The 19,506-nt window shown below is 59.7% G+C and carries 20 protein-coding genes; 12 read left to right on the forward strand and 8 right to left on the reverse strand.

Features of this window, described 5'->3' with window-relative positions:
- Window positions 1-4: 4 nt before the first annotated feature.
- The 6 genes from hpaE (at window position 5) to hpaI (ending at window position 6,583) form a co-directional block, all read left to right on the forward strand.
- Complete coding sequence (gene hpaE, locus FHT85_RS21275; RefSeq protein WP_112411239.1) at window positions 5-1,522, forward strand: 5-carboxymethyl-2-hydroxymuconate semialdehyde dehydrogenase; 1,518 nt, start codon at window positions 5-7, stop codon at window positions 1,520-1,522.
- A gap of 39 nt (window positions 1,523-1,561) precedes the next feature.
- Window positions 1,562-2,542, forward strand: a complete 981-nt coding sequence (hpaD, locus tag FHT85_RS21280) for a 3,4-dihydroxyphenylacetate 2,3-dioxygenase (RefSeq protein WP_112398501.1) — start codon at window positions 1,562-1,564, stop codon at window positions 2,540-2,542.
- 69 nt (window positions 2,543-2,611) lie between these two features.
- A complete protein-coding gene (gabD, locus tag FHT85_RS21285; protein ID WP_112411238.1) occupies window positions 2,612-4,066 on the forward strand; it encodes an NADP-dependent succinate-semialdehyde dehydrogenase in 1,455 nt (484 codons plus the stop codon).
- A 23-nt stretch (window positions 4,067-4,089) separates the two neighbouring features.
- Window positions 4,090-4,962: a fumarylacetoacetate hydrolase family protein gene (locus FHT85_RS21290; RefSeq protein WP_112411237.1), complete on the forward strand. Its 873-nt coding sequence runs from the start codon at window positions 4,090-4,092 to the stop codon at window positions 4,960-4,962.
- Window positions 4,962-5,765: a 2-oxo-hept-4-ene-1,7-dioate hydratase gene (gene hpaH / locus FHT85_RS21295; protein WP_112411236.1), complete on the forward strand. Its 804-nt coding sequence runs from the start codon at window positions 4,962-4,964 to the stop codon at window positions 5,763-5,765. Before FHT85_RS21290 ends, hpaH begins: the two co-directional genes overlap by 1 nt.
- Before the next feature lie 11 nt (window positions 5,766-5,776).
- On the forward strand, window positions 5,777-6,583 hold the full coding sequence (gene hpaI, locus FHT85_RS21300; protein ID WP_112411235.1) for a 4-hydroxy-2-oxoheptanedioate aldolase: 807 nt from the start codon (window positions 5,777-5,779) through the stop codon (window positions 6,581-6,583).
- A 70-nt stretch (window positions 6,584-6,653) separates the two neighbouring features.
- Here hpaI and hpaR read toward each other — a convergent pair whose 3' ends face one another.
- The 4 genes from hpaR to FHT85_RS21320 form a co-directional block, all read right to left on the reverse strand.
- The gene (gene hpaR, locus FHT85_RS21305) at window positions 6,654-7,175 is read right to left on the reverse strand and encodes a homoprotocatechuate degradation operon regulator HpaR (RefSeq protein ID WP_112337397.1); all 522 of its coding nucleotides are present in this window, start codon (window positions 7,173-7,175) and stop codon (window positions 6,654-6,656) included.
- A gap of 132 nt (window positions 7,176-7,307) precedes the next feature.
- Window positions 7,308-8,015: a GIN domain-containing protein gene (locus FHT85_RS21310; protein WP_112337346.1), complete on the reverse strand. Its 708-nt coding sequence runs from the start codon at window positions 8,013-8,015 to the stop codon at window positions 7,308-7,310.
- A gap of 34 nt (window positions 8,016-8,049) precedes the next feature.
- Window positions 8,050-8,622 carry a DUF1700 domain-containing protein gene (locus FHT85_RS21315; protein ID WP_112411234.1) on the reverse strand — a complete coding sequence of 191 codons (573 nt, stop codon included), beginning with the start codon at window positions 8,620-8,622 and terminating at the stop codon, window positions 8,050-8,052.
- Complete coding sequence (locus tag FHT85_RS21320; RefSeq protein ID WP_112337348.1) at window positions 8,619-8,945, reverse strand: PadR family transcriptional regulator; 327 nt, start codon at window positions 8,943-8,945, stop codon at window positions 8,619-8,621. The genes FHT85_RS21315 and FHT85_RS21320 overlap by 4 nt, the downstream gene beginning before the upstream one ends.
- Window positions 8,946-9,122: 177 nt before the next feature.
- Between FHT85_RS21320 and FHT85_RS21325 the strand changes: the two genes are divergently transcribed.
- The 3 genes from FHT85_RS21325 to FHT85_RS21335 all read left to right on the forward strand — a co-directional run bounded on the left by FHT85_RS21325 (window position 9,123) and on the right by FHT85_RS21335 (window position 11,346).
- Window positions 9,123-10,106: an alpha/beta hydrolase family protein gene (locus tag FHT85_RS21325; RefSeq protein WP_112411233.1), complete on the forward strand. Its 984-nt coding sequence runs from the start codon at window positions 9,123-9,125 to the stop codon at window positions 10,104-10,106.
- 98 nt (window positions 10,107-10,204) lie between these two features.
- Window positions 10,205-10,624, forward strand: coding sequence for an NUDIX hydrolase (locus tag FHT85_RS21330; RefSeq protein ID WP_112411232.1), 420 nt, complete (start codon window positions 10,205-10,207; stop codon window positions 10,622-10,624).
- A 248-nt stretch (window positions 10,625-10,872) separates the two neighbouring features.
- Window positions 10,873-11,346, forward strand: a complete 474-nt coding sequence (locus FHT85_RS21335) for a MucR family transcriptional regulator (RefSeq protein WP_112411231.1) — start codon at window positions 10,873-10,875, stop codon at window positions 11,344-11,346.
- Window positions 11,347-11,536: 190 nt separating this feature from the next.
- On the opposite strand, the gene FHT85_RS21340 is transcribed toward FHT85_RS21335, so the two are convergent.
- From FHT85_RS21340 to FHT85_RS21355, 4 genes are all read right to left on the reverse strand, one after another.
- The gene (locus tag FHT85_RS21340; protein ID WP_112411230.1) at window positions 11,537-12,808 is read right to left on the reverse strand and encodes a CynX/NimT family MFS transporter; all 1,272 of its coding nucleotides are present in this window, start codon (window positions 12,806-12,808) and stop codon (window positions 11,537-11,539) included.
- A complete protein-coding gene (locus FHT85_RS21345; RefSeq protein WP_112411229.1) occupies window positions 12,805-13,482 on the reverse strand; it encodes a FadR/GntR family transcriptional regulator in 678 nt (225 codons plus the stop codon). The genes FHT85_RS21340 and FHT85_RS21345 overlap by 4 nt, the downstream gene beginning before the upstream one ends.
- A gap of 90 nt (window positions 13,483-13,572) precedes the next feature.
- Entirely contained in the window at window positions 13,573-14,775 is a 1,203-nt protein-coding gene (locus tag FHT85_RS21350; RefSeq protein WP_112411228.1) for an MFS transporter, read from the reverse strand.
- A gap of 156 nt (window positions 14,776-14,931) precedes the next feature.
- Window positions 14,932-15,624, reverse strand: coding sequence for a GntR family transcriptional regulator (locus tag FHT85_RS21355; RefSeq protein ID WP_183774296.1), 693 nt, complete (start codon window positions 15,622-15,624; stop codon window positions 14,932-14,934).
- A 313-nt stretch (window positions 15,625-15,937) separates the two neighbouring features.
- Between FHT85_RS21355 and FHT85_RS30860 the strand changes: the two genes are divergently transcribed.
- Genes FHT85_RS30860 through FHT85_RS21365 form a run of 3 tightly spaced genes read left to right on the forward strand, consistent with a single transcriptional unit; the run spans window position 15,938 to window position 19,469 of the window.
- A complete protein-coding gene (locus tag FHT85_RS30860) occupies window positions 15,938-16,066 on the forward strand; it encodes a hypothetical protein (protein WP_281412972.1) in 129 nt (42 codons plus the stop codon).
- Window positions 16,063-17,889, forward strand: a complete 1,827-nt coding sequence (locus tag FHT85_RS21360) for an ABC transporter ATP-binding protein (RefSeq protein ID WP_112411227.1) — start codon at window positions 16,063-16,065, stop codon at window positions 17,887-17,889. The genes FHT85_RS30860 and FHT85_RS21360 overlap by 4 nt, the downstream gene beginning before the upstream one ends.
- Before the next feature lie 44 nt (window positions 17,890-17,933).
- On the forward strand, window positions 17,934-19,469 hold the full coding sequence (locus FHT85_RS21365; RefSeq protein WP_112411226.1) for an ABC transporter substrate-binding protein: 1,536 nt from the start codon (window positions 17,934-17,936) through the stop codon (window positions 19,467-19,469).
- Window positions 19,470-19,506: the final 37 nt, after the last annotated feature.

Here is a 19,506-nt window from a genome sequence, read left to right on the forward strand (position 1 = left end):
GACGATGTCCAAACTGCAGGAAAACATCGCAAAGGCCGAGGGCTTTCTGGCTCGATTCAAGGATAACGGCGTACTGAACCGCATCAATGGCGAGGATGTGCCCGCCGATGATGGTGCCACCTTCGAGACCATCTCGCCTGTCGATCTGAAGCCGCTCGCAACCGTTGCCCACGGCAAGGCTGCCGATATCGACCGCGCGGCAAAGGCCGCAAAAGCTGCCTTCGCCGAGTGGGCTGCGATGCCGGGTGAAGCGCGCAAGAAGCTCCTGCACAAGATCGCCGACGCAATCGTCGCACGCGCCGAAGAGATCGCCTTTGTCGAGTGCATGGACACCGGACAATCACTGAAGTTTATGGCGAAGGCCGCTCTGCGCGGCGCGGAAAACTTCCGCTTCTTCGCCGACCGCGCACCGGAAGCCCGTGATGGCAAGGCATTGCGCGCCGAAGGCCAGATGAACCTGACGACCCGCGTGCCGATCGGCCCGGTCGGCATCATCACGCCCTGGAACACCCCTTGCATGCTGTCGACCTGGAAGATCGCGCCGGCGCTTGCCGCCGGATGCACGATCGTCCACAAGCCAGCCGAATTCTCACCACTGACGGCCCGCCTGCTAGTGGAGATTGCCGAGGAAGCAGGTCTGCCGAAGGGTGTGTGGAACCTCGTCAACGGTTTCGGCGAGGATGCCGGTCGCGCGTTGACGGAACATCCCTTGATCAAGGCGATCGGCTTCGTCGGCGAAAGCCGCACCGGTTCGATGATCATGAAGCAGGGCGCAGATACGCTGAAGCGCGTGCATTTCGAGCTCGGCGGCAAGAACCCGGTCATCGTCTTTGCCGATGCCGATCTCGAGCGCGCCGCCGATGCCGCCGTCTTCATGATCTACTCGCTGAACGGCGAGCGCTGCACCTCGTCCTCGCGCCTGCTGGTCGAAGAAAGTGTCTACGACAAATTCACCGCGATCGTCGCCGAGAAGGCGAAACGCATCAAGGTCGGCCATCCCCTTGATCCGGAAACGGTCGTCGGCCCGCTCGTCCATCCCGTGCATGAAAAGAAGGTGCTGGAGTATATTCAGATCGGTCGTTCGGAAGGTGCGACGCTTGCCGCCGGCGGCGAGAAGGTCAACGGCCCAGGCGGCGGTTGCTACGTCTCGCCCACGCTGTTCACCGGCGCCAACAACCAGATGCGCATCGCGCAGGAAGAGATCTTCGGGCCGGTACTGACCGCGATCCCCTTCAAGGACGAAGCCGATGCGCTGGCGCTTGCCAACGATGTCCAGTACGGCCTCACCGGCTATCTCTGGACGTCGGACGTCACCCGCGCCTTCCGTTTCACCGATCACCTCGAAGCCGGCATGATCTGGGTCAATTCGGAAAACGTCCGTCACCTGCCCACGCCCTTCGGCGGGGTCAAGAGCTCCGGCATCGGCCGCGACGGCGGCGACTGGTCCTTCGATTTCTACATGGAAACCAAGAACGTCGCCTTCGCCACCAAGCCGCACGCGATCCAGAAACTCGGCGGCTGAGCCGCCAATATCTATAAGTACGCATAAGAGGAGGAACAAATGCCCCTGCCGAAACCTAATCTCTATCCGCCCTTCAACATCGTGCGCCTCAGCCATATCGAATTCGGCGTCATCGATCTTGCCAAGTCCCGCGCCTTCTATGTCGACACGCTCGGCCTGCAGGTGACGGATGAGACGGCCGACGCGATCTACCTGCGTGCGATGGAAGAGCGCGGGCATCACTGCATCGTGCTCAAGAAATCCGACAAGGCGGAAGCCCGCGACCTCGGCTTCAAGGTGTTCAGTGACGAGGACCTCGACAAGGCGGCGCATTTCTTCAAGGGCAAGGACCTGCCGGTTGAATGGGTCGAGCGCCCCTATCAGGCCCGGACATTCCGCACCCGCGATCCGCATGGTATCCCACTTGAATTCTATTCGAAGATGGACCGCCTGCCGCCGATCCATCAGAAATACGCTCTCTACAAGGGCGTGAAGCCGCTGCGTATCGACCACTTCAACTGCTTCTCGACCAATGTCGACGAAAGTGTCACCTTCTATAATGAGCTCGGCTTCCGCGTGACCGAATATACCGAGGACGAGGAAACCGGCCGCCTCTGGGCCGCGTGGACGCACCGCAAGGGCGGCGTCCACGACATCGCCTTCACCAATGGCCGTGGTCCGCGCCTGCACCACACTGCCTTCTGGGTGCCGACGCCGCTCAACATCATCGACCTGCTCGACCTGATGGCGACCACCGGTTGGGTTGCCAATATCGAGCGCGGTCCGGGACGCCACGGCATCTCCAACGCCTTCTTCCTCTATATCCTCGATCCGGATGGCCACCGCATCGAGATCTACTGCTCGGACTATCAGACCGTCGATCCCGATCTGGAGCCGATCAAATGGGACCTCAAGGATCCGCAGCGCCAGACACTTTGGGGCGCACCCGCTCCCAAATCCTGGTTCGAACATGGTAGCCTGTTTGCCGGTGCGGAAGTGGGTGAGCCTGACCTGAAGGCACAGCCGATTATCGCGCCGTAAGCGTTACCCTTGAGAGCGGGTGAAAAACGCCCGCTCCTCATCAACGTTCGCAAGCGCGAGGAGGCAGTCATGAATTTGAAAGACGCAACATTGTTCCGGCAGGCCGCATTGGTCGGCGGCGAGTGGATCGAAGCCGATCCATCCAATGCGATCAAGGTCGACAATCCCGCGACTGGCGAAATCATCGGCCTGGTTCCCAATCTGGGCGCTGCCGAGACCAAAAAGGCGATTGCCGCAGCCGAAGCCACGCAGAAGGAATGGGCCACCCGCACGGCCAAGGAACGCTCCGGCATCTTGCGCCGCTGGTTCGAGCTGATGATGGAAAACCAGGACGATCTTGGACGCATCCTGACGGCAGAACAGGGCAAGCCCCTGCCCGAAGCCAAGGGCGAGATCGCCTATGGCGCAAGCTTCATCGAATGGTTTGCGGAAGAGGCCCGCCGCGTCTATGGCGACATCATTCCCGGCCACCAGAAGGACAAACGCATTCTGGTCATGAAGCAGCCGATTGGCGTGGTCGCGGCGATCACGCCCTGGAACTTCCCGAATGCGATGATAACCCGCAAGGCCGGTCCGGCCTTTGCCGCCGGCTGCGCCATGGTGCTGAAGCCCGCCTCGCAGACGCCTTTTTCGGCGATTGCCATTGCGATCCTTGCCGAACGCGCCGGCCTGCCGAAGGGCCTCTTCAGTGTTCTCACAGGCTCGGCCCGTGCCATCGGCGGCGAGATGACCGCAAGCCCGGTCGTGCGCAAGCTCACCTTCACCGGCTCGACCGAAGTGGGCGCCGAGCTCTATAAGCAGAGCGCACCGACCATCAAGAAACTCGGTCTTGAGCTTGGGGGCAACGCACCCTTCATCGTGTTCGACGATGCCGATCTCGATGCCGCCGTCGAGGGCGCACTGATCGCCAAGTTCCGAAACAATGGCCAGACCTGCGTCTGCGCGAACAGGCTCTACGTGCAGGAGGGCGTCTATGATGCCTTTGCCGAGAAACTCTCCAAAGCTGTCGGCTCGCTGAAAACAGGCAATGGCTTTGACGAGGGCATCAATCTCGGTCCGCTGATCGACGAGGCGGCCCTTGCCAAGGTCGAGGAGCATGTTGCCGATGCGCTTTCTAAGGGCGGCCGAGTCGTCGCCGGCGGTCATCGCCATCAGCTCGGCGGACGCTTCTATGAGGCGACGGTGCTTGCCGACGTGACCCCTGCCATGGCTGTTGCCAGAGAAGAGACGTTCGGGCCGGTTGCTCCCCTTTTCCGCTTCAAGGATGAGGCCGATGTCATCGCACAGGCCAACGACACCGAATTCGGCCTCGCCTCCTATTTCTATGCCAAGGACCTTGCCCGCGTCTTTCGCGTCGCCGAAGCCCTGGAATACGGCATGGTCGGCGTCAATACCGGTCTGATCTCGACCGCCGAAGCGCCTTTCGGCGGCGTCAAGCTTTCCGGCCTCGGCCGCGAGGGTTCGCGCTACGGCATCGAGGAATTCACCGAAATCAAATATGTCTGCCTCGGCGGCGTCGTCTGAGGTCAAGAGAAGGCCATGAAAGCATGACCCATCCCAGATTCCTCTCCTTTTCGAGAAACGGCCGTCATGGCTATGGACTTGCGGTCGGCAACGGTGTCGTCGACCTCTCCGTGCGCCACGGCGCGACTTGGCCGACGCTGCGTGAGGTGATCGAGGCCGGTCGCCTCGCTCAACTCGCAGAAGAAGCCAAATCATTGAAGCCGGCTTTCGCACTTGACGACATCCGCTTCGAGATTCCCATTCCGTCGCCGGAAAAGATCATTTGCGTCGGGGTCAACTTCCCCGACCGCAATGAGGAATACAAGGATGGGCAGGCCGCCCCCTCCAACCCCTCGCTCTTCATCCGCTTTCCGCGGTCGTTCACAGGGCACGAACGGCCCTTGATCCGGCCGCCGGAAAGCCCGCAGCTCGACTATGAAGGCGAGGTCGTCATCGTCATCGGCAAGGGCGGCCGCCGGATTGCCGAGGCCGACGCCTTCTCCCATATCGCGGCCCTGTCGCTCTGCAACGAGGGCACCATCCGCGACTGGGTGCGGCACGCAAAATTCAACGTCACCCAGGGCAAGAACTTCGACAATACCGGCTCGATCGGCCCCTGGCTGATCCCCTTCACCGATGCGGCTCAGCTCGACGACATCGAGCTTAAGACCCGCGTCAACGGAGACGTGCGCCAGAGCGACCGCACAAGCCGGATGATCTTCTCCTTCCGCAAGATCATCAACTATATCTCCACCTTCACAACGCTCGTCCCCGGCGACGTCATCGTCACGGGAACGCCGACCGGCGCCGGCGCCCGCTTTGATCCACCGATCTGGCTGAAGCCCGGCGATGTGGTCGAGGTTGAGGCCGATGGCCTCGGCATCCTGAAAAACACGATCGCCGACGAGGTGCGCTGATGCTATCGCAAGATGAAATCCAGTCTGCCGCCGAAAGCCTCGATCAGGCCGAACGGACGCGCGTTCAAACAGGGCTCCTTTCGCTCAAGCATCCGCAAATGACGATGGACGATTCCTATGCCGTTCAGAGCGCCTGGGTGCAGAAGAAGATCGCGAGCGGCCGCAAGCCTATCGGCTGGAAGATCGGGCTGACATCAAAGGCGATGCAATATGCGCTGAACATCAACATCCCCGATTCCGGGGTGCTCTTTGACGATATGGTCTTCGAAGATGGCGCCACAGTGCCGGCCGACCGCTTCATCCAGCCGCGTATCGAAGCCGAGATCGCTTTCGTCATGAAGGCGCCGCTCAAGGGGCCTGATATCTCGATCTTCGATGTGTTGAATGCCACCGACTATGTGACGCCAGCGCTGGAGATCCTCGACACGCGCATCCTTCGCGTCGATCCGGAGACGAAGAAGGCGCGCACCATCGTCGACACTATTTCCGACAATGCCGCCAATGCCGGTATCGTCACCGGCGGCCGTGCTGTGCGGCCGGGTGAGATCGACATGCGCTGGATGGGCGCGATCGTCAGCCGCAATGCCGAAGTGGAGGAAACCGGGCTTGGCGCCGGTGTGCTCAACCAGCCCGCGCGCGGAATCGCCTGGCTTGCCAATCGCCTTTCGCAATATGGCGACGGCATCGAAGCCGGCCAGATCGTGCTTGCCGGTTCATTCATCCGCCCGATCGAGGCGCGGCATGGAGATACGATCACCGCCGATTTCGGTCCATACGGATCGGTCAGCCTGTTCTTTGCGTGAGGGAGTGAAGTATGCCGGCGCCCAAGAATCTCTTCAAACAGGCTCTGAAGGAAGGCCGGGCGCAGATCGGCCTCTGGCAGGCGCTCGCCAATCCCTACACAGTCGAAATCTGCGCCGGCGCCGGCTACGACTGGCTGCTGCTCGATGCCGAGCATGCGCCGAACGACGTGCCGCTTCTCGTCTCGCAGCTGCAGGCGATGAAGGGTACGGCTAGCCATGCGGTGATCCGCCCGCCGATCGGCGAAACCTGGATCATCAAGCAGATGCTCGACATCGGCGCGCAGACCCTGCTCATCCCAATGGTCGACAGCAAGGAGATGGCCGAGACCATGGTCAAGGCGGTGCGATACCCGCCGCATGGCATGCGCGGTGTCGGTGCGGCCCTTGCCCGCGCCTCCGCCTTCAACCGCATTCCGGACTACCTTGCGACGGCCAATGACGAGATCTGCCTGCTGCTGCAGGTTGAAAGCCGCGCGGGGCTTGCGGCGCTCGACGACATCGCCTCGACCGAAGGCGTTGACGGCGTCTTTATCGGACCATCCGATCTTGCCGCAGACATGGGCTATCTCGGCAAGCCGGGTGCCCCTGAAGTGCAGGCAGAAGTCGAAAAGGCGCTCGCAAAAATCCAGTCGCATGGCAAGGCGGCGGGCATCTTGATCAGCGATCTCTCGCTGGCAAAACGCTATCTGGAGCTTGGCGCCACCTTCGTCGCGATAGGCAACGACGTCACGCTGCTTGCCAATGCTACCATCAAGCTTCTTGACGATTTCAAGAAGGCGGATGCAGCCAAGCCGCCCGAGGACGTCAAGGTCTATTAATAGCCGGGGCCACGGCGGTCGTCGTTCGCCTATTGCTTATTTTGCGGATCAATAAAACCGAAGCGGCCCCTCATTCCTCGCCGACCGAGCCATTCTCCAATTTCAATGCCGCCAATTCATCTAGCATATCGAGAAGCTTCTCGACGCGCTCCACGCCGAACCGAGCATCGATATCTGCATAGACCTTCAGGCTTTCCGGCATAACGTCCTCGACAACCGCCTCCCCGGCCGCTGTGATCTGCAACAATACCCTGCGGCCATCGGCATCATCTTTATGCTTGGTGATAAAGCCGCGCTCTTCGAGCGAACGGATCATGCGCGTCAGGCTCGGGGCAAGAATGGATGCCTTGTCCGCGAGTTCCGTCGCATCGAGCTTTCCGCCTTCGTAGAGAACGCGAATGACACGCCATTGCTGCTCGGTCACATCATGCGCCACCAGGATCGGCCTGAAATGGCTCATGACCGCTTCACGGGCGCGCAGAAGTCCGATCGCTAGGGAACGGCGACGGTCCCGCAGTGGCCGTTTGGGGTGCGTGGCCGCTGTTTCCGGCTCAGCGCGCGGCCTCACATCACTATCTGTTCTGTTTTGCATCTTTTGCATATTCGCTTCGATTATGGCCCTCACTGATTAACATGAGAATCATTCAAAGCAAGGCGATCGCATGATATCGATCAAAGCCGATGACAAAGATCGCCGCCGCGCGGCGCGCTTTCTCGCCATGGATTATGGCACCTCTACCAGGCGGCCGCTGCCTCTGATCTCGGAACGCCGCAGCACCGGATGCCCGTAGAGTTCGATATTGCCGCTTCCGCTGATCGAAACATCGGCATCCGCGGCAGCGGCTACTTCCGCGTCGCCACTGCCTTGAATTCTGATCTTCGCGGATTGAGCGGCCAGGTCCTTTAGACGCGCAGTGCCGGAACCGGATACATTGAGATCGACCGAGCGTGCGCTTCCCGTGGCCGTGACGCTGCCGCTTCCGGATATCCTCAGGCGCAGGTCTGATTGATCGAGCTGCGACAGAGCGAGATCGCCGCTGCCCCGTACTCTCCAATCAGTGACGAGCGGTCCTGACAGGCTGACGTCGAATTTGGAGTTGGACCAACCCGGATTACAATCCATGCTCAGCCTTCCGCCCTCCAGCCGCACATGATTGAGCAGCGCTGGATCTCCGCTCACGACGGCTTCCGCCTTTCCGCCCGGCTGATAGTGAACAGAGGCCGGGATATCGATCGTCAGGCTGCCATTGGAGCTGAAAGGCAGGATAACCTGCTGTCCGCCGGATGCCGCGGATCCGCAACTGGATTGCGTACCACCCCACCAATGCCCTGCGTTTGCCCAATCCGGCCCGGAAAGTCCGATCCCGAGGGCCAGAAAGACGAATGCACAAATCAGTCCGGTCGTCGCGATAGTCGCCAATTTCCCGTTCATTGTTCATTTCCTCCAACGATTCGCGGCCCAGCGTTCAAGCGCGGCTTTCGTCTACCTGCGCCAAGCGGAAATGCAGACGGGCATATTGTCCAAGCATGCGGATACCCAAACTCAGCCCCATCAGCAGCAAGGCCCCGCCGCCCACGAAGCAACTCACCAGCCCGGTGCCAACAAGCAGACGAGCCAGCATGCCGACGGAGGGCAAACCGACGTGAAACAGCACGGTCGTCACGACAATCTTCAGACCGACGGCGCCCACGGCTACCAAAGCGATCGCAAGGCCGAGCGTGACGAACATCGCCGCAAACAGCAAAGGTAGCAGGAAAAGGACATCGACGATGGCAAGGCCGGCCAGCGCCATCATGGCAGCCAAAAGATTCGGCACGCTCCAGTGCGCCTCGAAACGACGCAGCCCGACATCCGCACGCAATTCCCTTGCGATCCTGGCAGGGTCGCCGAGCGCGGAGCAAACTTCCTCCTCGCTTCGGCCTGACGCCTCGGATTCGGAAAAATGGGCAGCATAGTCGGCCACGATATCATCGATCTCGTGCGGAGGCAGGCCCGCAAGCCCCAATCTCAGCGCGCGCAAAAAGGCTTCCCTGCTCATGGCAAATCCTCAAGTAGCTTGTCGACGGAGCCTGCTAACGTGCGCCAATCGCGGCGATGCGCTTCGAAAATCGAACGCCCCAACGGCGTGAGCCGATAATATTTACGCGGCGGCCCGTTGCTCGACTCGACGATGCGGGTCGCGACCAACCCGTCATTCTGCATCCTGCGCATCAGCGGGTAGATCGTTCCTTCACCCATGCCGACCGCCGCCACAAGTGTGCTCGCAATTTCATAGCCGTAGCTTTCACCCCGGGAGAGTACGGCCAGGACGCAAAGATCGAGCACGCCCTTCCGTAATTGAACTTGGATCGAGTCAGTCATGAACGCCTCAGCTTTACAGAATGAATATAACAAGCTATCTGTTTATGCAAGATAGCGAGATGGCTTTCACAACCGGCACATGCCGCCTTCGCGTCATCGCCTGGCCTATGGACCGACGCACCTTGCCATCGCAGCCCATCGCGCAGCGCATATTTCTGGTTAAATGGAGCAGTTGCCATGATCCGCTTCAGCCTTGCCATCGCGGCTACGCTCTTTCTTGCCGCGCCATCGGGATATGCGGCAGGTTTGAAATTCATTCGCATCTCCGGTGATACGGATAACCCGGCGATCGACGCCGCAATGTGGTCTCCTTGCACGACCTCTCCGACAGAAGTGAAGATCGGAGCTCTCGCAATACCGGCAACGCCGGATTGTCCGATTGCAGGCGAGAAGTTGCCACTCATCATTATCTCGCATGGCTATGGCGGCTGGTATCTCGGCCATCACGATACCGCCGAAGCGCTTGCCGACGCTGGTTTCATTGTCGTGGCCATCAATCATCCGCATGCCAATCATGCCGACATGAGCAAGGCAAACGGTCTTGGCGTATTGATCGAGCGACCTGTCGACATCAAACGCACTGTCGACTTCATGATTGATACGTCTCCCGATGCAGGAAAGATCAATCCGCAGCGGATCGGCTTCTACGGATTCTCCCAGGGCGGATATACCGGCCTCGTCGTTGCGGGAGCCAATCCGGATTTCACCAAACTGCCGCCACGCTGTTCAGATCCGAAAGCAGCAGGCTGCCCGCCAGCGAGTCGTGCTCAGCCTCCCCGGCGAGAACCGCCGCCGCAGTTGCTAACCCACGATCCTCGCATCGGGGCAGTCGTTGTAGCCGACCCGCTGAGCATCGTCTTCCCGACTGCAGACAGTGTGAAAGATGTCAGAGTCCCGCTTCAGCTTTGGGGCTCGGAACTTGGAGGGGGTGGTGGAGCATCTCCCGAAAATGTCGCAACGCTCGCACGCCTATTGCCGGAAAAGCCGGATTTTCGAGTCGTCCCCAATGCCGTGCATTTATCGTTTCTGACGCCTTGCCCGGAAATAAGGCCATCGTCTGATGCCTGCACCGACGCGCCGGGCTTCGATCGCGCCGCGTTTCATAAGCAATTCAACGCCACAGTCGTTGCATTTTTCCACCAGCATCTGACGCAGCAGTAACGGCAAACATATCGGAGCGCAAAGCAGCATATCGCATGGAACTATGCGCGGACATCACGAGCGTTGAAAACCAACCGCGAATCCGCTCAGATCACGGCATGGCAAAAACGATACGCATAGCAGCGGCCCTGATGCTTCGCCTGGATGGAAAGACGTTGCTCGTACGCAAGCGCGGCACCATTGCCTTCATGCAACCGGGAGGCAAGATCGAACCCCAGGAAACAGCAGAGTCGGCCCTTATCAGAGAACTCTTGGAAGAGCTGGGCCTCACGGTAAACACAAGCGATTTGACTTTCATCGGCCGCTTCCAGGCGCCGGCCGCCAACGAGCCGAACCATACCGTCATTGCAGATATATTCCGGCTGCACGTGGGCGACGCCGAAATCGGAGCAACGGCCGAGATCGAGGAGATTCGTTGGATTTCACCACAAAATCCGCCTGATATCGTTATGGCGCCGCTTACCGAACATCACGTCCTGCCATTTCATCGACAATATAGTCTATCCCCCGGCAACTAACATTCGACTCCGGCAGAGCTAAAGCACGATATGGCTTACCTCGTGGAAATCTATCGACTTTCGGTCAAACGGCGGAGACCGTGAGTTCGAAAACGCGCATGCAGAGCAAATAACAATTTGCAGATCCTAAGCCCCTCATATTTACTATAACAATAAACCGTAAAAAATAATCTCCAAAATCGCTCAATCTTCTATTGAAAGCCGAAACCATATTGCATAAATAATTAAATAAGCGTGGGAGGCGGAAAATGAAAACAGGAAATACTGTCGCTGGCGAAAGATTTCTTGCGCTGACGAGCAAGATCGTCTCCGCCTATGTCCTTAACAATAAGCTCGCGATGAAAGATTTGTCGAGGCTCATTGCGGAAACTTATTCCGCACTCGCAGGCTCCCAGCAACTTGTGCCGTCGGCAGCGCCGACGGAAAGATCTCAGAAGCCAGCAGTCCCAATCAAGAAATCCATCACTGATCATTATCTTGTGTGCCTGGAAGACGGTGGGAAATACAAATCCCTAAAACGGCACTTGAACAGCAAGTATGGTCTCACGCCCGAAGAATACCGAAGGAAATGGGGCTTGCCTGCGGACTATCCAATGGTGTGTGCCTCCTATGCCGCCGCAAGATCGACGCTGGCCAAGAAGGCTCTCCTTGGCCACGCCAAGGGCACGACCGAGATTCCTCCGGTGGTTGAGCCGCCCCGCCGGCAACGCAAGATCGGATAACCCCGGCGCTTCGCCAGGCGCCGCGAGCGTGCGCCGCGTTTTTAATGAGCGATCGCTCTTGCGTGAGCAAATTCATCCCGGCTGCTGGCACATCAATAGAGCCGCCCTCTGCTAGCGAGCCCACATAAGATCCGTCCCGGCGCTTCAGCGCCCTCACCCATCGCTCTGCAAGCGACAAGCACTCATTCCATTATGGGGTTTCGATTGTCCTCGCATTGACGGTGATCGCGCGGCCGGCAAACCAGCCATTGATCGCAGCCCCGAGACCGAGCAGCACGAACAACACTGCGCACCAGGCAAAGCTTCCCGTCCAGCCATGAATCATGCCGACGACGAGCGGGCCGATTGCAGCGAGCAAATAACCCACGAATTGGGCCATGCCGGAGAGATGCGCGGCCACATGCGCGTCAGGCGAACGCAACACAATGACCGTCAGCGCCACCGCGATCAATCCACCCTGACCGATGCCTTGAAGCACGGCCCAGAACCAGACCGTCCAAAGCGGAGCGAAAAGCAGGCCCAGCAAGGCGATAACGGCGGTCGCGCACAGGCTGACGTTGATGGCGCGCTGATCCTTACCCTTAACGGCGATATGGGGGGCAACCAGACAGGCAGCCGCCTGCACCATAACCGAGGCAGATACGATGACACCAGCCGTCACGCCGTCGAGACCACGCTCACGCAGAATAGGCACGAGCCAGCCGAAGACGCAATAGGCGAGCGCCGATTGCAGCCCCATGAAAAACGTCACCTGCCAGGCAATGCGGTCACGCCATAAACCGGTCACGCGAAAGCCGGTACGTCGGGCCTGATTATGCGTTCCGATCACCTGCGGCAACCAGAGAAGTCCGACTGCGAAGGCAGGCAGGGCCCAGATGGCGAGCGCGCCACCCAGCGAATCGCCGAGGGCACGTTCGACGGGAAGCGTGAACCCGGCTGCACTCGCAGCTCCCGCGCATAGCGCCATCGTATAGCAGCCCGTCATGAGCGCCGCTCTATCGGGGAAATCGCGCTTGACCACGCCCGGCAAGAGTACATTGCCGATAGCAATGCAGGCGCCGGCCAACGCGGTACCCAAGAACAGCAGCGAAATCGAGGAAAAGCCCCGCAGCGCCGTACCGAGCGCAAGAAGGAAAATGACGCCGAGCAGAACACGCTCGGTGCCCATGCGTTGTGCGAGCCTTGGCGCAAGTGGTGAAAACAGTCCCATGCAGATGACGGGCAAGGTCGTGAGAATGCTGGTGCCGAAGGCGGAGAGACCAAGTCCGGCCCGTATCTCCGGCAAAAGTGTCGACGCGCTGGAAAAGACCGGCCTGAGGTTGAAAGCGATAAGCACAAGGCTCGCACCCAGTAGAAACCTGCCGATCGGCGATTTGCCTCCATGCGGCAGCGGTACCGGAATTTCATCGGCCTCGGCATCGATCAACTCGACGGAGGGGAGATTTTGCGAGGGCATGGTCATGACATAAGCAACCGATCAAGAGTAGCGACGATGGGGGCCATGAAGTGGCGCACGGCTCTGTCGGCGGCTTCGGGACTACCGCTTTCGATGGCATCGACGATGGCGATATGCGCCTGCATATCCGGCTCGGGAATATCCGCACCGAGCGTCGCCTCGATAGTTTCGGCGATCGAGAAAGAGAAGAACTCGTAGATTTCGATCATGGCCCTGTTCTGCGAGGCTGCGACGACCGCCCTGTGAAAGGCAAGATCGCGCTCGATGAATGCGGCCTTATCGCCGCCCGTATAATTGCCGCGGGCAACCAGCAAGGCACGCAACTGTGAAACGACGTCCGATGAGTGGCGTAGCGCGGCAAGCCGTGCGGCCTCGACCTCCAGCGCAAGCCGGGCTTCGAACTGATCCCTCAATCCAGCGCGACGCGCCATATCCAGGGGGAGGCTGACATCCTTGTTAGACCGAACATAGGTCCCGGATCCCTGCCGAGTTTCGAGATAACCCTGAGACACCAGCACCCTCACCGCCTCGCGGATCGTACCGCGGCTGACCGACAGCATGGATGAAAGGGAGGCTTCGTTCGGCAGCTTTTCCCCGACCAGCCAACGTCGGGCGGTGATTTCGCTGCGGATTGCTTCAACGGCTGTATCCGCGAGCGTCGTTTTTGTCAAAGCACGCATGGCTGAACTTTCATCAAGTCATCGGATGACTTTATCACTTAGGCAATACTCGATGCGTCGTCAATGATTTTCACCAGACTAACGATCGCCTTAGCTATGCCGCCTCACCCTTTCGAAGAAAAGCAGCAAGCCGAGCCCCAACAAACCGGCGGCAGCGCCGATAAGCGCCGTTCCGGAATAATTACTGACGGCTGTGCCGATGGCGAAAAGAAGAGCGCTGAGACCTGCGCTCAGAAAGATATTGACCGAGATCAGGGCGCTGCCCAAACCCGGGCGCTCGGCAATCAGATCCTGCAGGTAGGTGATCGGAATACTGATCAGGGCAGCCGCCCCGACCCCGCTGATGAGGGTCAGCGCATAGACATGCCAGGGCGCAGACGCCAATCCGAGCAGGACCAGATAGACGATATAGATCACCGTACCGATCGCCAGCGCCACGACGTGGCTCATAATCCGCTGCGCCCGTCCCCAAACGACGATGAAGATGATTTCGAGAAGGGCAACGATCCCGACCAGAATGCCGATATCAGTCACGGTTCCGTGTGCCGCACCGGTGACGATAAGCGGCAGGATGGCGCCGTTGACATGCAGCGTGCTGCTGATCAGCGCGACGGCGATCAGGCGCACGAAGACAGGCGGAGAGATGACCTCGCCCAGCGCGGCAAGATAGGAAAGATGATGGGCAGCAGCCTTGTCTATGCCATCCTGGCGCGGCAGGAAAATCGCGATCAATCCGAAACAGGCGACGCAGGCGAGACCGGCGAACAGATAGGCCGGCAGCATGCTCGCTGAATTCGCAAGCAGCGCTCCGGTTATCCCAGGCACCAGCACCCAGGAAAGGGAGATCATCGCACGCACGCCGGAATTGACCGTGGCGATATCGTTGCGCTCCATTCCCCTCGTCGCAACGCGGACATTGGCAAAGAGCAGCGAGTTGAGCGAGCCGTAGATCGGCAGGAAGAACAAGGCGCTGAGCACGAAAGTCGCCTGTGCCGGAACGACATAGACGGCGCTATAACCCAGCACGCCGAAAGTGGCGACCGTCAGCATCATAACCCGATATTGACCGAGCCTGTCGGCCAGATTTCCAAGCAGGATACTGACGACGACATTCACCGCAGCCGCGCAGAAGATCAGCGTCGAATAGAGCCCGTTACTGAGGCCGAGTTCGCGGATGCCGACGACCGATTGATAGGGCGAGGTCGCTGCTCCGGCAAAACCGAAGGCAAAAATCGCAAGCATGCTCACCCGTATGGTCGGGTCGCGGAAAACGTCGGGAAGGAGACGGGTCATTGGCGGGGTCGGGTATGTTGCAAATTAGGCCTTTATCCGAGGCGCTGGATATCCTTCCGTCAAAGCTGATCAAGACGCAAATGATTGCATCGCGCTTGACCTTCTCAGACGCGGATTGTCCACATCATTCATCATATCAATGGGGGCAATTGGGCGTCAGCCAGGCATCGCGCGCGAATAGGCGGCCAAAATAAAGCGTTCGGCGTGGAACAGATATTTCTCCAGCGCGGCGGCGGCACTCGCCGGCGCCCCCTCCTCCAGATGCGCAAGAATGGTCGCGTTCTGGCCGACATAGGGTGCGTGCAGATATTCGGGATCGCGGATCAGCCCAAAGACGAGGCGCAGCTCCAGCGAGATCTGCGCATAGAAGGCCGAAAGCCTGGGACTGTCGGCAAGCTCGACGATCGCCGCATGAAAGGCGATATCGGCGCTGCCGACCTCCAGCCATTCGCCACGCTCACGATACTGGACGGCGGCATCGATGGCGGCACGCATCTTGTCGACGCTTGGGTGGCGGTGATGTGCATTGGCGAGTGCCGAGCACTCGATCAGGCGGCGAATCTGGAAGATATCCATGATCGTCGAAATGCTCGGCGTGGAAACGAAGACGCCGCGATTGGCCTCGTGGCGCAGCACGCCCTCTTTCGTCAGCAGCCGGAAAACCTCGCGCAGCGTATTGCGCGAGACCTGCAACTCCTCGCAAAGAGCCGCCTCCGATAGATGGCTGCCGGGCGAGAGCGTGCCGCTGATCACGCGCTCTCGGATGCGGGCGGCGGTCAGTTCTGCAACCGTCTGCCCCGTCTCCGCGACGGTCGCCGGCTCGATGCTGGCAAGATTTGTCTGCTTCATTCGCTCTCCGGGCATCTGCATTCAATCGTCTCGAACGCCCGCAAATCAGGCGCCGGCTGGAAAGCGAGCGGGTATTCCGCTTGCCTGGGGCTGGCGACCTGTCGACGGCCAGATCCGGTGGAAGATTTTGCGCAGATTTGTCCCCATTTTTGATTGGCAATATGAAAATTGTTGAACAATATAGACCAGATTGTCGTTTGATGCTATCTCACGGCCTAACAAATATAATGGGAACGCAGATACAGATGTTCATGAGACGCCTGTCTTGTAGAAAAACATCGCCTGCTTTTGTCAGGCTGCAACAGGTGCCGGCATGAGCATGCTGCGGTCCGAACTTGGTGGCGATCCCAGCGAGTGCGCCTGCATCATCGATGCAAAGAACAACGCGGCTATCATTCCGGATGCCATGAACGACCTGCCCAAAACCGAGGTAAGCGCATGACCAAGGCCGCTGGCGACAACAAACCGCTTCTGTCCGTAACGGATCTGACTGTGTGGTTCGGCGAAAACCGCGTGGTCGAAGGGCTTTCATTTTCGGTCGAGCCCGGGCGAACGCTCGCGGTCGTCGGCGAATCCGGCTCCGGCAAATCGGTGACCTCGCTTTCGGTCATGCGCCTTGCCGATATGATGGGCGCGCGCTTCGAGACCGGCAGCATCCTCTTCAACGGCAAGGACCTGCTGAAGCTCTCGCAGAAGGATATGCGCGCAGTTCGCGGCAAGGAGATCGCCATGATCTTCCAGGAGCCGATGACCTCCCTTAATCCCGTCTTCACAATCGGCGACCAGATCTGCGAAGTCCTTCTTCTTCATGAGAAACTCGGCAAATCCGCCGCAATGGCGGAAGCCCGTCGCCTTCTGGAGATGGTACGCCTGCCGGATGCGGCCGCCCTTTTGAACCGCTATCCGCATCAGCTTTCCGGCGGCATGCGCCAGCGCGTCATGATCGCCATGGCGCTTGCCTGCCGTCCGAAGCTGTTGATTGCCGATGAGCCGACGACGGCGCTCGACGTGACCATCCAGGCGCAGATTCTCAACATCATGCGGGACCTGCAGAAGGATCTCGGCATGGGTATGATCTTCATCACCCACGACATGGGCGTGGTTGCCGAGATGGCTGATGATGTCGTGGTCATGTGGAAGGGAAAGAAGGTCGAAGAGGGTCCGGTTCGCGAGATATTCGCCAATCCGAAACACCCTTATACGAAGGCACTTCTCGCCGCAGTGCCTAGGCTTGGCAGCATGACCGGTCAGGATTTTCCGAAACGCATACCGCTGACTGTCCTCGACAGCGGCGAGCCGAAGATCGTCGGTGAAGAACGGGTCCAGAATACTGCCCGCTACGACCAGCAGCCGCTCCTGTCGGTGCGCGATCTCTTCGTGCGCTTCGATATAAAGAAGAACATATTCGGTCAGGTCACGCATCGCTGCAGTGCCGTCCAGAAGGTCGCTTTCGATATTCATCCCGGTGAAACCCTGGCCCTCGTCGGCGAATCCGGCTCCGGCAAGTCAACGATCGGACGCACCATCCAGCAATTGCAGAAAGCGCGCTCCGGCGAAATCACCTTCAATGGCAAGAGCTTTGCCGCCATGTCGGCGCTGGAGCGTTTCCACCTGCGCCGCGATGTGCAGTATATCTTCCAGGACCCCTTCGCTTCGCTCGACCCGCGTAAGACTGTGGGATTCTCGATTGCAGAACCGATCAACACGCATGGCATCATCACCGGATCGAAGGCGGTTCGCCGCCGGGTGGACGAGCTACTGGAACGCGTCGGGCTGACGTCAGCCCATGCCGATCGCTATCCGCACGAGTTTTCCGGCGGCCAGCGCCAGCGCGTCTGCATTGCCCGCGCCCTTGCCTCCGATCCGAAACTCATTATTGCCGATGAGGCGCTTTCCGCTCTCGATGTTTCGATCCAGGCCCAGATCATCAATCTCTTGATGGATCTCCAGGCCGAACGGGGGCTCGCCTATCTGTTCATCAGCCATGACATGGCGGTGGTCGAAAAGATCAGCCATCGCGTCGCCGTCCTCTATCTCGGCCAGATCATGGAGATCGGCAGCCGGCGGCAGGTCTTTGAAACGCCGATGCACCCCTATACGCAGCGCCTGATTTCGGCCGTGCCGATCGCCGACCCGACGCAGGAGCGCAGAACCGCGCTTATCGAGGGCGAGATCCCCAATCCGGTCCGCCGCGTCGGCGACGAACCGCCGATCCTGGCTCACGAAGAAATCACCTCAGGCCACTTCATCGCCAAGAGCGCCTGAACGACCGCCAACCATCGCATCGATCTGAAGAGGAACCAGGTTCAATGAGAAGAATGAAATGGGGACTGAAAACGGCTCTGACGGCACTCGTCCTGTCGGGCGTCGCGATTAACGCCTCGCCGGCGCTGGCCGCGGGCAAGCTGACGGTGTCGTCGTCGCAGGATCCCGGCAGCTGGGACCCGATCGACACCTTCCTGGTGGCATGGGCCGCTGTTTCGACCAACATCTTCGACGGCCTCACCTATCGCGGCCCCGATCTCAAGCTGGTGCCGGGCCTTGCCGAATCCTGGGAAGAACTGGACCAGGGCAAGCGCATCCGCTTCAAGCTGCGTCATAACGTGAAGTTCCATGACGGCGAGCCCTTCAATGCAGAAGCGGTGAAGTTTACTTTCGATCGCCTGCTCGGAGAACAGGGCGCCAAGGGACCGCAGCGCTCGAACTACACGGCGATCGAAAGCGTCGACATCATCGACGACTACACGGTCGACATGAAGCTGAAGACGCCTGACCCCGTGCTGCTGACGAAGCTTGCCGGCTATGGCGCAATGATCGTTCCGCCGAAATACATCAAGGAAAAGGGCGAGGATTATTTCAACCTCAACCCGGTCGGCACCGGCGCCTTCAAGTTCGTTTCCTATACGCCGAAGGTGAACATCAAGCTCGAAGCCAATCCGGATTACTGGGGCGGCGCGCCGAAGCTTTCGGAGCTCGAATACCGCTTCATCAGCGAGCCGGCGACGGCCGTTGCCGAGCTTCAGGCCGGCCGCGTCGATCTCGTCATCCCGCCGACCATTCCGATCGGGATGCTGCCGGTCATCCAGGGCGATTCCAAGCTGGAAATCGCCAGCGTTCCAGGCCCAACGGTCGATGCGCTGCGCTTCAACACCCGCGACGGCATCACCGCCGATCCGCGCGTGCGCAAGGCGATCATCATGGCCGTTGACCGTGACACGATCGTGAAGTCGATCCTCGCTGGCCAGGGCACAGAAATCGTCAGCTTCCAGAATTCTCTGTCCTTCGGCTACGATGCCGATCTGAAGCCGCTTCCCTATGATCCGGCAGGCGCCAAGAAGCTGCTCGCCGAAGCTGGCGTGAAGCCGGGCGCGGCATTGCAGATCGACATTCGGGGCAACGACGCGACGATGAACGAGGTGGCGCAGGTCGTAGCAAGCTATCTGCAGATGGTCGGCCTCACCGCAACCATCAAGCCCTATGAAACCAACGTTCTGCTGAACGATATCATCCCGCAGGGCAAGACCGGCGCGATGTTCCAGCAGAAATGGGGCGGCTGGACCTTCGACTACGACAACACCGCCTATTCGATGTACCACTCCGGCGAAAAGTGGAATCCGTACGAAAAGGATGCGACGCTGGACAAGCTGTTGGAATCGCAGCGCCCGCTCACCGAGCGCGGCGAGCGCGAAAAGGTGCTGAAGGACATCGGCAAGTATGTCGCCGACAAGGCGCTCGAACTGCCGCTCTACAACAGCAACGCGATCTACGGCGTCAGCAAGCGCGTCAAGGGCTTCGTGCCCGCTCCCGATACCCGCATCAAGTTGAACGAAGTCACCGTCGACTAATCATTAAGCAGACGCCGCCGGCTCGGTCGGCGGCGTC

This window comes from Rhizobium sp. BK312 (assembly GCF_014193605.1).
GTDB lineage: Bacteria > Pseudomonadota > Alphaproteobacteria > Rhizobiales > Rhizobiaceae > Rhizobium.

Bases quoted from the DNA above. Each gene is read 5' to 3' on its own strand.
- hpaE (WP_112411239.1), top strand. From the start codon at position 5: ATGTCCAAACTGCAGGAAAACATCGCAAAGGCCGAGGGCTTTCTGGCT.
- hpaD (WP_112398501.1), top strand. From the start codon at position 1,562: ATGCCCCTGCCGAAACCTAATCTCTATCCGCCCTTCAACATCGTGCGC.
- gabD (WP_112411238.1), top strand. From the start codon at position 2,612: ATGAATTTGAAAGACGCAACATTGTTCCGGCAGGCCGCATTGGTCGGC.
- FHT85_RS21290 (WP_112411237.1), top strand. From the start codon at position 4,090: ATGACCCATCCCAGATTCCTCTCCTTTTCGAGAAACGGCCGTCATGGC.
- hpaH (WP_112411236.1), top strand. From the start codon at position 4,962: ATGCTATCGCAAGATGAAATCCAGTCTGCCGCCGAAAGCCTCGATCAG.
- hpaI (WP_112411235.1), top strand. From the start codon at position 5,777: ATGCCGGCGCCCAAGAATCTCTTCAAACAGGCTCTGAAGGAAGGCCGG.
- hpaR (WP_112337397.1), bottom strand. From the start codon at position 7,175: ATGCAAAACAGAACAGATAGTGATGTGAGGCCGCGCGCTGAGCCGGAA.
- FHT85_RS21310 (WP_112337346.1), bottom strand. From the start codon at position 8,015: ATGAACGGGAAATTGGCGACTATCGCGACGACCGGACTGATTTGTGCA.
- FHT85_RS21315 (WP_112411234.1), bottom strand. From the start codon at position 8,622: ATGAGCAGGGAAGCCTTTTTGCGCGCGCTGAGATTGGGGCTTGCGGGC.
- FHT85_RS21320 (WP_112337348.1), bottom strand. From the start codon at position 8,945: ATGACTGACTCGATCCAAGTTCAATTACGGAAGGGCGTGCTCGATCTT.
- FHT85_RS21325 (WP_112411233.1), top strand. From the start codon at position 9,123: ATGATCCGCTTCAGCCTTGCCATCGCGGCTACGCTCTTTCTTGCCGCG.
- FHT85_RS21330 (WP_112411232.1), top strand. From the start codon at position 10,205: ATGGCAAAAACGATACGCATAGCAGCGGCCCTGATGCTTCGCCTGGAT.
- FHT85_RS21335 (WP_112411231.1), top strand. From the start codon at position 10,873: ATGAAAACAGGAAATACTGTCGCTGGCGAAAGATTTCTTGCGCTGACG.
- FHT85_RS21340 (WP_112411230.1), bottom strand. From the start codon at position 12,808: ATGACCATGCCCTCGCAAAATCTCCCCTCCGTCGAGTTGATCGATGCC.
- FHT85_RS21345 (WP_112411229.1), bottom strand. From the start codon at position 13,482: ATGCGTGCTTTGACAAAAACGACGCTCGCGGATACAGCCGTTGAAGCA.
- FHT85_RS21350 (WP_112411228.1), bottom strand. From the start codon at position 14,775: ATGACCCGTCTCCTTCCCGACGTTTTCCGCGACCCGACCATACGGGTG.
- FHT85_RS21355 (WP_183774296.1), bottom strand. From the start codon at position 15,624: ATGAAGCAGACAAATCTTGCCAGCATCGAGCCGGCGACCGTCGCGGAG.
- FHT85_RS30860 (WP_281412972.1), top strand. From the start codon at position 15,938: ATGAGCATGCTGCGGTCCGAACTTGGTGGCGATCCCAGCGAGTGCGCC.
- FHT85_RS21360 (WP_112411227.1), top strand. From the start codon at position 16,063: ATGACCAAGGCCGCTGGCGACAACAAACCGCTTCTGTCCGTAACGGAT.
- FHT85_RS21365 (WP_112411226.1), top strand. From the start codon at position 17,934: ATGAGAAGAATGAAATGGGGACTGAAAACGGCTCTGACGGCACTCGTC.